Genomic DNA, 12,678 nt, shown 5'->3' with positions numbered 1-12,678 from the left:
TTGTTTAGGCGTGTTCTTGTGGGGGTATGGATAGAGATGTTGATTGGGTGGGGCTTACACATTCAGCTCTGTTCTGGCGGGTGACCAGGGCAGGGGAACTCATCGTATGAAACTTCACACATGCGTGAAGATCGATGGAACTGTTTAATCAGTTGGCGGATACAAAACTGGGCGAAGGGTACGCGAAAACGAACAGCTGACCACAGCACCAATACCACACCAGCCCAATGATACTGTTGACGTGTAAAGACCCCTTTGTCCCGTGCCAGTTTTCGGAGTTGTTGGGCTTCGTCACTGAGTTTAGCGCGCTTAAGACCCTGAATAACTTCTGCTGTTTCAGCATCCATGTAGGGTAGGTAGGCTGCTTTGTCGTGGGCAAGCATACTCTCTATGGCTTGTTCAATAACCTGCTTACGACTGATCTGTTTACCCGGGGCTAAGAAGTTACCCCGGCTTAAGCTATTGGGGTTGCAGCGATTATGTAGGTCAGGGGGGAGATCCCAAAACACTTTGCATGAATAGTCCTGACTGTAAGCTTGGAAAAAAAGATGGATATCCTGCCATAAGAGCAAAGATTCATTCCAACGGCCTAAACGATCAAATGCCTGCCGGGTAAACAGGGGGCCTGTTCCTTGGCAGACGGAATCATGCACACACTGTCGCATGAGCAGGTCCATGTTGTTGGGGATATTCCACCATCGGCGCAGATCATGGGGCGTATGCTCAAACATGACCGAAGGAAAGATGGCAAAGTCCAACTCAGGGTTGGCTTGCATGGTCTGCAGCCGGTTAGCAAGGGCAAAGGGTTCCAGCAGATCATCGTTATCCAAAAACATCACATAAGGCGCGGTGGTATGGTCCAGCCCTATGTTACGGCAGGTGCAGGCCCCTTTGGGTTCTCGGTGACGTTTCATAAAGCCGAAACGGGGATCTTGTTGGACATAGTTTTGGATGATTTCCGGTGACTTATCCGAAGAACCATCATCAACTATGACACACTCCCAGCGTGTTTCCGTTTGGGCCAGTAGAGAGTCCAGGGTTTGGGCAACCAGATGCTCTCCATTAAAGTTGGGCATCAAGATGGAGACCATGGGGGCGGTGTTCATTCAGTCACTCCTACTTTCCCATTCATTCTGGTCAGAAAGGGAGATCAATGGCTCTTGTCTGGGGCAAAGGGTGGGGCTTACCAGCCTTCAGGTAACTTATTTCTGATCTCAATGTGATCAAATTCCTGGCTAGAGCGGCTGCCGGTCTGTTGTGCCCACTGCGCCATCTTTACCAAGCCTTCTTCAAGGGGGGTGGTCGTGAGCGGGCCAAAGATATCTGCCACCTTTTGATGGTCAGAATAGGCATGTACCACTTCATTTCTGGCTTGCAGGTACTTGATTTTACCGGATTTGCCCATGGCTGACTGAACCGACTCGGCCAGTTCACTAACGCTGTAGGGGGTGCTGGATCCCAAATTAAAGACTTCGTTTTGTGCTTTTGGCTCAAACACCGACTGCGCAATAATGGAGGAGATATCACGAATGTAGGTAAAGGCCCGTGTTTGGGCACCGTCACCAAAAATAGTGATCTCTTTATCCTGCATCAGTTGGTTCATGAAAATACCAATGACATTTCTATATTTATCACCAATATTCTGACGTTCACCATACACATTGTGGGGGCGGAAAATGATGAAGTTCATGCCCCACATTTCATGGGCAACCTTGAGATCCATTTCGATGGCAAATTTGGCAATGGCGTAGGGGTCTTCAGGCAGGGGGTAACTGGTCTCTACAAAAGGGGGCTCTTGACCACCATAAACGGCAATAGAGCTTGTGAATACAAAGCTTTTCACCCCATGGTTCACCGCCGCATTGATTAAATTGACACTGCCAATGAGGTTGTTTTCATAATTAAAATGACGGATAAAGTGGCTTAAACCCTCTGCTGCATAGGCTGCCAAGTGATAGACATGATCAAACTGGTGTTCTTGAAAAATCTGTTTGATCAAAGTTTGATCAACAATGGATCCTTCAATAAAGGTGACACCATCGGGTAGGTTTTCAGTAAATCCGCCGCTTAGGTCATCTAAAACAACCACATCATGGCCTGCTGTGACCAACTCCTCTGCGACGTGAGAGCCCATAAAACCGGCACCACCTGTTACCAAAGCCTTCATTCAATTTCTCCTGAGCAGGACATGATCGATCTATCAGTTGTACGATCTGACAATGCAGCTATCATACCAGCCAAGGTTGTGTTGGAGTAAGGCTAGACAAAAACGCTTTTATTGAATGTTTTTTGTTTAAGGTGTTGTTTTATTTTTCGGTTTTAGCGGTATAGGGGGGGTGGCACAGTGTCTATTGAAGAGTGCACTAAAGGCTTTATTCCCTTGTTGTATCGTCTTTTGGCAGATCTGAATGCAATCCCGTCGTGCTTGAATGAGCATCCAGTTATAACGCAGCCAATACAGGCGCTGTTTTATGCTAAGGCCTGGGGTGCGGAGCAATAGTTTTACAGTTTGAAGAAATACATGGAAAGTACTGTAATCACTGGGTTCTACCCCGATGACAAGATAGCGCATATAGATGCTGATGAGCGTTACCCGCCATACCGTGTGCGCATCATAGGTGTGGTAATGATAGACCTGAGCTGCTGGGTTGTAGACAAGCCTTTTTCCCATCCGCAGTGCTTGAGCTGCCCAGAGCATATCTTCTGAATAGGGGGTTTTTGGGAAAGGGAGCTGTTTTAAAGCCTCTGCCCGGTATAGAGCCGTCACATCATCCCACCCTGTGGCAGACCTTTTTTCGGTTAGATCAGCACGTTCAAAGGCTTCTTCATTCTCATAATGATAGTGGCTGCTGGTGGGGGTGGAGACAGGTCTGTACCAATCTACAGGATTTTTATCCTGTTCATGAGGAACGACTTGTAGTCCGCACACCCCCCATGTATCCGGGTTTTCCATGCCTTCAAGCAGGCGAGAGATCCATTGATGATTGGATGCTCGTGCATCACCCACGGTTGCCAAGATCATTTCCCCCTGGCAGTGGCTTACAGCCAAATTTCTGGTATCCCCATGGTTAAAGGTCGAAGGGTCAATCTCAACAAGTTTAACCTTAGGGTAGCTTTGGGCTATGGTGCAGGTCTCATCTTGTGAGCCTGAATCGACAACAATGATCTCTAAGACTGCATGATCCTGAGTCAATATCCCTTCAAGGCAGGCTTTAAGGTTATGGCCTTCGTTTTTGACAGGAATAATGACAGAGATCTTTGGTTCATCTGCTGGCCGGGTAAAAAGAGAATTATCCGTCATGGTATGTGCCTCTTACCCTTTGACTTTTCAAGTTATAAAAACAACGGCCTGTATGCCGATACTTTGAGCTGATTATGCACAAGCCGAGCGATTACGAGAATAGATCCAGCGCTTGCCATGGTAGGCCCTGCTGATCTTTGTCTGACAAACTGGGGGGCTGGTTGTCGGTTAACGGCCAGCTCATCTCAATTTCAGGATCTGCCCAATGCAGGCACCGTTCACCCTTAGGGTGGTAGTAGCGGTTAACTTTATAGGTTAAGTCAGCCTGTTGAGATGTCACGAGAAAGCCATGGGCAAAACCTTCTGGTATCCACAGACTATAACCATTTTCAGCACTGAGGTAGGTCCCGTAGCTTTGTTTAAAGGTCGGTGAGCTCTGGCGTAGATCAACAATGACATCATAGACCCGACCTGCGGTGACCCGGACCAATTTGGCTTGAGGTTGCTCGAGTTGATAGTGCATGCCCCGAAGTACATTATGGTTGGAGCGAGAGTGGTTATCTTGAACAAAGTGACCATCCCAACCGGTAAGCTCGGTGAAGTGTGCGTGGTTGTAGCTTTCCATAAAAAAACCACGTGAATCTTCAAAGCGTTTGTTTTCCAACAGCAGGGCACCATTAAGAACAGCTTCAACAATACGCATAGCACACTCGAAAAGAAGGATGAAAACGTTGGTATTTTTACGTTAAAGAAACAGGAAGTCTAACACCAAGCCTGGATCAAGAGTAGGGTTGCTTATTCTAAAGGATCCTCAAAAGTAACGGCACGATATAAAAGAACAGATTTTATAAAAAAGTGCGTACTTCCGTGAGCCGTGTCGTGCTTTTTGTTAGGGTATGGACATTCATTTTTCTGTTTTATGGATAGGGAGACTACCCCATGACCGTTGCCACGCCGGAGCAGGCTGAAAAATATGCACGGGATCTGTTTGAACGTTCCCTGGCCCTCAAGACACGTATGTTAGATGGGCCTTACATGGCGCAGCTTGCGACCATGGGTCAAGCTATGGCGCAGGCTCTGGGAGCTGGCGGCAAATTGCTATTCTGTGGCAATGGTGGATCTGCCGCAGATGCACAACATTTGGCGGCGGAGCTGTTGGTACGTTTACGCCCCCATGTGAACCGTCCTGGCCTGCCTGCCATGACCTTGGCGATGGATTCATCCGCCATGACAGCGTGTGGCAACGACTATAGCTACGAAGCCTACTATGCACGGATGGTACAAGCCTTAGGGCAGCCTGGTGATGTGTTGGTTGGCATAACAACCTCCGGTAAATCTCCCAATGTGTTGCAAGCGTTGGAGCAAGCCAGAAGTCAGGGGTTGGTCACCATGGGGCTTTTGGGTGGGGATGGAGGGCCTGCCCGTCCGTTGTGTGATCATGCCTTGGTGGTGCCTGACCGAGAGACAGGGCGAATTCAAGAGATGCATATTACGGCAGGACATGTCCTTATGGAGTTGACCGAAGAGTTCTTGTTGGCGGATGGAACCATTGTCAATGAGGCTTAGCCGATGGCGCATCTGTATGTTGTGGGTGCGGGGGGGCATGCCAAAGTGGTGGCTGATGCTGCGCTCTTAATGGGGCTGTGGGATCAGATTACCTTAATCGACCGCTGTACCGAGGCATATCAGGTTGGACCATGGGCTGTTGTGCCTGAACCTGACGATTTAAATGATCTTAAAGTGCAAGGTACCGATTTTATCGTCGGTATGGGGGATAACGCACTTCGCGTCATGCTTCAAAAGCGTTTTGCAGCGCAGGGCTTTCATGCGGTGACGGTCATCCACCCAACTTCAGTGGTTAGTCATCATACCAAGGTTGCGGAAGGCTGCTTTATTGCGGCTCAAGCCGTTGTCCAGATTGATGCCAAGCTTGGTGCCGGGTGTATTGTGAATACTGCAGCCGTGGTTGAACATGACTGTGTTTTGCAAGAGGGGGTGCAACTTGCCCCTGGTGCCATCTTAGGGGGAGGGGTCTCTGTAGGAGGCGCTACACTTATTGGTCTACAGGCTTCAGTACGCATGGGGTGCCGTCTTGGGCGGGATGTCATCGTGGGGATGGGCGCGGCTGTGGTAAAGAATATTCCAGATCACAGCCGTGTTGTTGGTGTTCCGGCTAAGCCACTTTAAAAAACATAAGCTTACACTTTGCTTGGTTAAACAGAATATAGATTGAGATCAAGATTATTTGCAGGTTTCCGTAAAATCCTGCAAAAGTAACAGGGGGTGATTAGATCCTCACTTGGGTCGTGCTGAACAGCGGGGCGTACTTCACATTTGCATGGGGCTCTGTTAGTATAGATAAACGTTAAGTATTTTTACTTTTAGTATCTTTTAAGGGTTTAGGTGTGATTATACCATCTGTATTTAGAAGTCTAGATCAGGCTTTGTTGCCTATTTTTCGCCATAAAGTTAAGACGCTTACCCTCTTTTTCTTCCTTCTTTCTTGGTCTGTGACAGTCTCTTCCGTTCAAAGTGCACCCGCCAGCTTAGGGCCAACTTTAAGATCCATTGCTGAACAAGGTGTGCTGCGTTGTGGTTTAGAGCATAGCACTCTTACCATGTCTGCTATGGACCAAGAGGGAGAGTGGCGTGGCTTTATGGTTGATTTCTGTCGAGCCCTGGGGGCCGCCGTTTTAGGATCTGAGCAGGATATTGAGGTTATTGAGGCCAATAAACACCTTCGGTATGAGGCTCTTAAAGGCAAGGCCTATGAAGTGTTGTTTAGTAATAGTACTTGGACCTTTGCTCGTGACAGCCGGTTAGGTCTGCGTTTTGTGACCCCCTACCTTTATGATGGGCAGGGATTTTTAACACACAGTCGTCACACCCATACCCGTTTGGATCAGTATAAAAAAGCCAATATTTGTGTTTTGGAAAGTACCACCACATATGCCAACTTAAAGCAGTTGGTTGGTCAACAATATCCTCACTTTACCATTACTACATTCGTGACCGCGGAGCGTATGCGTGAAAGTTATTTTCGTGGCGCATGTGACCTCCTTAGTTCCGATCGTTTAATTTTAGCTTCTGAGCAGCTGGTTCGTGTTGGGGAGCAAGGTGCCCACCATATTTTGCATGACTTAATCTCTCGTGAGCCTCTAGGCCCTTATATTCGGCAAGGAGATGATCAGTGGTTTTCTATTGTTCGATGGTTGGTCCAGGGGTTGTTGTTAGCGGAACATAAAGGGATTACCCAAGAGAATGTGGACCGGATTGCAGCCAGTACCCAAGATAAAGAGGTGATGCACCTTCTGGGGGTTCATGGTGGCTTTGGTCAAAGCTTGGGGCTGGATAACCAGTGGATGAAGCGGGCCATACGTAGCGTTGGTAACTATGGCGAGATATATAAACGTAATTTAAGTGCGTTGGAGTCCCTGGGTGTTGAGCGTGGTTACAACAATTTATGGTCAAATGGGGGACTGCACTTTGTCCCGCCTTTCCTATGAGTATCTTTTTGCATAGAGATTTTGATCACGTAGAGTCTGTGGGGTTGGTCTATGTCTGTACCTGATCAAGACCCAACGCTTCAAACGACGTCCAGTCATGCTCCTTTGCCTGATCAAGGGCCGCTCAAAATTGTGCACAGTGTTGGTATACAGGTTCTCGCCATGCTGGTTGTGCTTTCAGGTCTGGTGTTGATGGCATTGCTGCTCAGTGAACGGGCTTTTGAGCATATGCAGCGTAGTGTTGATCACATGGTGAAAACTGACCTGGAAAGTCTGTTAGCCACCTCTGAATTAGCCAACGAGAGTGCTGCCCATGCTTCGGCTGCACCTGCGCTTGTTGCGGCCCAAGATGATTTTTCACGCATGGCTGTTATGGATCAGCTGATCGATTGGCAACGGTTATTGGGTCGCTCCATTTCAGGGGTAAAAAAATTACGTATGGTCGCAGGTAATGCTAAGCGAGGTCACTATTTAAAAGCTGTGATCTCTCGGCGTGATGACCTGTTGGATAATCTCTACGCTTTGGATGGGGTCGTAGCCCGGCGTATTGACTTGGAACAGAAGCTTTCTGATAAGCTACTTAACCTTCAACGTAATGATGAATCCTTAGCCCGACTTCTCCCCACCGTTTCTGTTAAAGATAATGCTCAATTTCAAACCGATCTGCTTGCTTTTGGGGCCTCTTTTCATAGTATGAGCGCCATTTTACACTCGGCGATTCAAAGTAACTCCCGTGGCCGTTTAAAGCGGTTAAAAAAACGGGTTATGAACAAGCATGAACAGGTGCACCATTACTACGATAAGTTGCACCTGGAACAGCAACAGCTCTCTACTTTTTTTAATGCCATACATGCCGCGCTGGAAGGCCCTGGCAACCTGTTTCAACTGAGGCAGGAGTTGCTGGGCATATTAAAAAAACAACGAGGTTTGCTTAACCGCAATAAACAGTTGGCTTCTCGTTTTAATGAAACCGTTGCACGATTGTTTGATGTTGTGCGGGAAGATGTGCGGCAGCAGACTGAGCAAGTAAGGATGGTCGCTTTGCAGACCTCCCAGCAGTTAAAAGCGATTGCGGCCATCGCTTTATTGGCCATTATTTTAGGTGTACTGATGGTGCGGTGGCGGCTGGTTGCCCCTTTAACCCAACTCCACCGGGCCATTGTGGGGCACCTTCAAGGTGACCCGCCTGAAAAAGTGATGCAAACAGGTAAGAATGAAATTTCACGCATCAGCCAAGGGTTGGCTTATTTTATTGCGTTGATTGGGCATCGCGAAGCTGCACTGCGTCGATCAAAGGATGATGCGGAGGCGGCCGCTCGCACAAAAAGTGATTTCTTGGCCAATATGAGTCATGAAATTCGAACACCAATGAATGCGATATCAGGCTTAACCAACCTCTGTCTAAAAACGGATCTAAACAGCAAGCAAAGAGATTATCTGAATAAAGTGGAGGGTGCCTCCCGCTCTTTATTACGCATTGTTGATGATATTCTGGATTTTTCCAAAGTTGAAGCGGGTCGCCTTGAGTTGGAGGAGACGGACTTTGAGTTGGAGAGTGTTTTTGATCACCTCTCAACCATGATCTCTCAAAAGGCGCACGAAAAGGGGTTGGAAGTTGTTTATGGCGTGCCGCGTAGTGTACCTACGCGTCTTAGTGGAGATCCTCTGCGTCTTTCTCAAATTCTAATTAACCTGACCAGTAATGCCGTTAAATTTACCGAAGAGGGTGAGATTGTTGTTCAAGTTGCGGTGGAACGCTTTTTGGACAATCAGGTCGAGCTGCACTTTAGTGTACGCGATAGCGGTATTGGTATGAGCCGAGCACAGTTGGATAAACTGTTTAACTCCTTTACCCAGGCAGATAGTTCAACTACCCGTCGGTTTGGCGGCACCGGCTTGGGGTTGACCATCTCTAAACGTTTGGTCGAGATGATGAACGGGCGTATTTGGGCTGTTAGTGCCATGGGGCATGGCAGTGCTTTTCATTTTACAGCCCGTTTTGAGTGTGAGCTTAAGCCTGAGCTGGCTCCTTGCGAGTTAACGTGGGAGTTGCAGAATAAGCGTGCGCTCTTGGTTGATGCAAACCCAACATCCCGTGCTTTTCTTAAAGAGGTGGTGGAGTCCTTCTCCGTTCAAGTTCATTGGGCGGATGATACCCAGGAGGGTATGCGTAAGTGCCAGCAGGCTCGAGATGAAGGTATCCCCTTTGATGTGGTGATTTTGGATGTCAGTGCGGTGCAGGAGAGTGCGGTTGGTTTAACCTTGCTCAATGATCTGCAAAAACTGGGTGGGGAAGAATCGCTGCGGCGAACTCTTTTAATTGCACCTGTCACCCAAGAGGCTTTGATCCGTGCTTCAGACCGGCTAGGTATCGGTGCTTTGCAGTTCAAACCTGTCTACCCTGCAGCTTTACTGGGCGCTTTACGTTCCATTTTGTTGCCTGAGTCCGCTGAGGAAGGGAAAACACAGCGTTTGATCCGTACAACACATATGGATCTTAGTGGCTTGCACCTCTTATTGGTGGAGGATAATGAGGTTAATCAAATGGTGGCGAGGGAGATGATGCAAGGGGCCGGTGCAGAGGTGACCATTGCCAACCATGGCCAAGCCGCCCTTGATATGGTGCAGTTAACCCCCTTTGATGCCGTCTTTATGGATCTGCAAATGCCGGTTATGGATGGCTATGAAGCAGCTCACCGTATTCGTGCATTGCCAGGTATGCATGCGCTACCCATCATCGCTTTAAGCGCGAACGTCATGAAAGATCAAGTTCGGCGTTGTTATGAAGCGGGAATGAATGACCACCTTCCTAAACCTCTGGACCCCAGTGCAATGTTCCGTGTGCTGGCTATGCATTTGGGGTTAGAGTCGAAGCTAGAAGAGCGAGAAGATCAACCGCTGGAAGGTGAAGGTTTTGGTGAGGCCTTGGAGGCGTTCCCGCAACAACCTGCAGGGATGGATCTGCACAAGGCACTTTTTTATGCAGATGGGCGCGTCTCATTAATGTGCAATCTATTACAGCGGTTTGAATTAGAACAGAGTTCTGTTCTCTCCGATCTCCGGCAGAAGATGGCGCTGGATGAGAGAGATGAAGCTAGGCGGCTTGCGCATACCCTAAAAGGAGTAGCTGGTATGCTGGGGGCGGAGGTGCTGCAGAACCGTGCAAAAACTGTGGAGGATATTCTCGCTGGAGATCTGGTCTCTGGTTCAGCCTTGCAAGCGCAATTGGCACCGCAACTTGCGGCATTGGAAGAGCAGTTAACGGTGGTTCTAAACTCCGTGCAAGAGGTGTTGGCTTCACCCGGGGCTGTGGCACTACTGGGTGAGCAGGTAGAAGCTGTCGATCATGATGTTTGGATGGAGCAACTTCATGAACTGGCGAGCTTGATTGACGATTATAATGCTGAAGCCGAAGATTTAGCCGCTAAAATGTTAAAATCTAATGGGGATGAACGACTGGTTGAACCCTTAAAAGCCGTGATGAAAGCGGTGAGTGGTTTTGATTTTGAGTTGGCAGCTGAACAGATACAGCAGGTAACAGCCATTGCGAATGAAGACCGTGCATCATGACGCAACTAACGCCTCCTTTAGACCCACTGTTAGGCCATCTAAACCAACTCCCTGGCTACGACCTAAACCTTGGGTTGCGCTATGCTGGTGGTAAGCCAGATCGTTTAAAAAAAGTTCTGCTGGTTTTTAAACGACAGCATCAGCAGACATCCAAGAATATTGGGGCGTTGTGGCATGCTGGTTCTAAAGATGAGGTCAAACGTCTGGTTCATACCTTAAAAGGTGGCTCTTCAGCTCTAGGGGCTGTGCAGCTATATGAAGTGGTGAAGGATCTAGATGATGCATTTAAAACGGGTGATCTTGATGATCATCAGTTTGATGATCATCATCAACAGATTGAGCAGGCTATGGCACCTTTTATGGCCGTGTTTGATAGGTATGAAGCGGCTCATGCCGCACAGATGGCTAGCCATGCCTCCTTTAAGGTGGGCGACGCCTCTTTGGCTCAGTTTCAAAGACTTCTTGCCACCATTGAAGGGTATGACTCAGAGGCCGTTGACCAGCTGGACGCATTGCTCAACCACTATTCGACGCTTGCAGGTGAGCCCACTTTATTAGGGGTACGGGATGCTTTGCAGCTTTTTGAGTTTGAGGGTGCTGCCACACAGCTTAAAGCGTGGTTGCACGCTCATCAGGTAGCAGACAATCTTTAAACCCTTGGGTTAACTGTTGTTCATTGAGGTCTTTACCAATTAAAACCAGTCGGTTAATCCTCTCTTCGTCCCCCCATGGTGGGCCTTCTTTTCCCTCAATAACTTGATGGACACCTTGGAATAGATGTTGTCTCTGTTGACCGTTGATATTCAGTATACCCTTCATCCGCATTAAATCATCACCTTGCAGTGCCAATAAGCGGGTAAACCACTGTACAAACAGCTGGCTGTCCAGCCTGCCAGGCATTTCTAAACAGACGGCTGTCACCGCCGTATGATGGTGGTGGGGTGTGCCCAACATGTATAACGGTTGTTCCGGTGGCTTAAAACCCCCAAGGTTTAGAAGTTTGTCTATGGGTGCAACCGCTTGGGTAATCTCTAAATAGGGCGCGTGGTTGTTGTGTTGACGCACCGCCTCAAGGACCAATGTGCTGTCATCAACCAAATCCGTTTTATTGATCAGGATTAGATCAGCAAAGGCCACTTGAACTTGGCACTCACGATGTTGTGTGATCTGGTCGGGTAGATGCAGTGCATCACATAAAGTCACAAAGCCATCAAGTTCAAAGTGATCTTTTAATGTCTGTTCATTGAGAAACGTTTGGGCAATGGGGCCTGGGGTGGCAAGACCTGTGGTCTCAATCAAGATGTGGTCGATATGGGCTAATCTTGGAATAAGTCGCTCTAAAGTGCGCAGTAGATCACCACGGATTGAACAACACAAACACCCGTTGGTTAACTCAAAGAGCTCTTCATCGGTCTGAACAATCAGATCTTGGTCGATACCAATTTCACCAAATTCATTAACAATAACAGCCATACGGTGTTGATGGCTGTTCTGAAGAATATGGTTGAGTAGAGTGGTTTTACCACTGCCCAAAAAGCCGGTTAAGACCGTTACAGGGGTGCTTATCATAAGCTCTTATGGTTGTGAGTGAGTATAAGCCTTCTGCATTTAGACTATTGGTGAACAGACTCTTCCAGTTCATGAATGCGCGTGAGCAGTTGGTGTTCGCGTATGCGCCACTGACGCTGTTGAAACAGTTGAGCTTGAACACGAACCTTTAAAATTTTAGGCTCCAAGGGTTTGATCAGGTAATCTACTGCCCCCAACATCATCCCTTTTGCTTCATCCATAATGGCATTTTTAGCCGAGGTGAAAATAACAGGAATACGGCTGGTTTGATCACTGGCCTTAAGTCGGCGGCAAACTTCATAGCCATCCATATCTGGCATCATGATATCCAACAAGATCAAGTCAGGCTGTTTGGACTCCGCAATCTTTACGGCAGATTCCCCATTAAGTGTCGCGAGAACAGTAAATTCTGGAATGAGTGTTGATTTGATGATTTCAATATTTGCAGGGCTGTCATCTACCACTAAGATAGCTTGTTTTTCATTGAGTTGGTTCATTATCTGATCTCCCATTACGGTGGGGATGAAACGACTTTATCAATATAGTAGGTGCGCGGCTTCTTATCATTGGGCGATGCTATTGTATCGCATTAAGCTTTTTAGGCCAGAGAAAAGTGATCACCTTCGTGTGGATTTCTCTTCCTCTATCTATGCGAAAACATATTGAAAAATCAGTCAATAAAGGTTCTAAGAGAAGCTCTTCATATGTGCTTATATTGAGTGTTTATAAGTGGTCACAGATATCACTCTTTTCAGCCCTATGGTGTCACTTGTTTCATCGTGGTTTACATTA

The 12,678-nt window shown here is 47.7% G+C and carries 11 protein-coding genes; 5 read left to right on the top strand and 6 right to left on the bottom strand.

Annotation, left to right across the window (positions count from 1 at the left end; translation table 11 throughout):
- Positions 1–62: 62 nt before the first annotated feature.
- The 4 genes from V5T57_RS20210 to rfbC all read right to left on the bottom strand — a co-directional run bounded on the left by V5T57_RS20210 (position 63) and on the right by rfbC (position 3,944).
- On the bottom strand, positions 63–1,106 hold the full coding sequence (locus V5T57_RS20210; RefSeq protein ID WP_332893084.1) for a glycosyltransferase family 2 protein: 1,044 nt from the start codon (positions 1,104–1,106) through the stop codon (positions 63–65).
- 77 nt (positions 1,107–1,183) lie between these two features.
- On the bottom strand, positions 1,184–2,167 hold the full coding sequence (locus V5T57_RS20205) for an NAD-dependent epimerase/dehydratase family protein (protein ID WP_332893083.1): 984 nt from the start codon (positions 2,165–2,167) through the stop codon (positions 1,184–1,186).
- Positions 2,168–2,293: 126 nt separating this feature from the next.
- Positions 2,294–3,301, bottom strand: coding sequence for a glycosyltransferase family 2 protein (locus V5T57_RS20200; protein WP_332893082.1), 1,008 nt, complete (start codon positions 3,299–3,301; stop codon positions 2,294–2,296).
- 91 nt (positions 3,302–3,392) lie between these two features.
- Positions 3,393–3,944 carry a dTDP-4-dehydrorhamnose 3,5-epimerase gene (gene rfbC, locus V5T57_RS20195; protein WP_332893081.1) on the bottom strand — a complete coding sequence of 184 codons (552 nt, stop codon included), beginning with the start codon at positions 3,942–3,944 and terminating at the stop codon, positions 3,393–3,395.
- Between the two features lie 236 nt (positions 3,945–4,180).
- Here rfbC and V5T57_RS20190 point away from each other — a divergent pair, with 236 nt between their 5' ends.
- The 5 genes from V5T57_RS20190 (at position 4,181) to V5T57_RS20170 (ending at position 10,970) form a co-directional block, all read left to right on the top strand.
- On the top strand, positions 4,181–4,807 hold the full coding sequence (locus tag V5T57_RS20190) for a D-sedoheptulose-7-phosphate isomerase (RefSeq protein WP_332893080.1): 627 nt from the start codon (positions 4,181–4,183) through the stop codon (positions 4,805–4,807).
- A 3-nt stretch (positions 4,808–4,810) separates the two neighbouring features.
- Complete coding sequence (locus V5T57_RS20185) at positions 4,811–5,428, top strand: acetyltransferase (RefSeq protein WP_332893079.1); 618 nt, start codon at positions 4,811–4,813, stop codon at positions 5,426–5,428.
- 218 nt (positions 5,429–5,646) lie between these two features.
- Positions 5,647–6,747, top strand: a complete 1,101-nt coding sequence (locus V5T57_RS20180; protein ID WP_332893077.1) for an amino acid ABC transporter substrate-binding protein — start codon at positions 5,647–5,649, stop codon at positions 6,745–6,747.
- A 51-nt stretch (positions 6,748–6,798) separates the two neighbouring features.
- Complete coding sequence (locus V5T57_RS20175; RefSeq protein ID WP_332893075.1) at positions 6,799–10,317, top strand: response regulator; 3,519 nt, start codon at positions 6,799–6,801, stop codon at positions 10,315–10,317.
- On the top strand, positions 10,314–10,970 hold the full coding sequence (locus tag V5T57_RS20170) for an Hpt domain-containing protein (protein WP_332893074.1): 657 nt from the start codon (positions 10,314–10,316) through the stop codon (positions 10,968–10,970). Before V5T57_RS20175 ends, V5T57_RS20170 begins: the two co-directional genes overlap by 4 nt.
- Here V5T57_RS20170 and V5T57_RS20165 read toward each other — a convergent pair.
- Both V5T57_RS20165 and V5T57_RS20160 read right to left on the bottom strand, forming a co-directional pair.
- A complete protein-coding gene (locus V5T57_RS20165) occupies positions 10,927–11,886 on the bottom strand; it encodes a CobW family GTP-binding protein (protein ID WP_332893073.1) in 960 nt (319 codons plus the stop codon). The two genes, V5T57_RS20170 and V5T57_RS20165, sit on opposite strands and share 44 nt — an antisense overlap.
- Positions 11,887–11,930: 44 nt before the next feature.
- Entirely contained in the window at positions 11,931–12,383 is a 453-nt protein-coding gene (locus V5T57_RS20160; protein WP_332893072.1) for a response regulator, read from the bottom strand.
- Between the last annotated feature and the right edge of the window lie 295 nt (positions 12,384–12,678).

The organism is Magnetococcus sp. PR-3 (genome assembly GCF_036689865.1).
GTDB lineage: Bacteria > Pseudomonadota > Magnetococcia > Magnetococcales > Magnetococcaceae > Magnetococcus.
The sequence above is the reverse complement of the archived record's forward strand: the minus strand, read 5'-3'. Positions and strand labels throughout refer to the sequence as shown.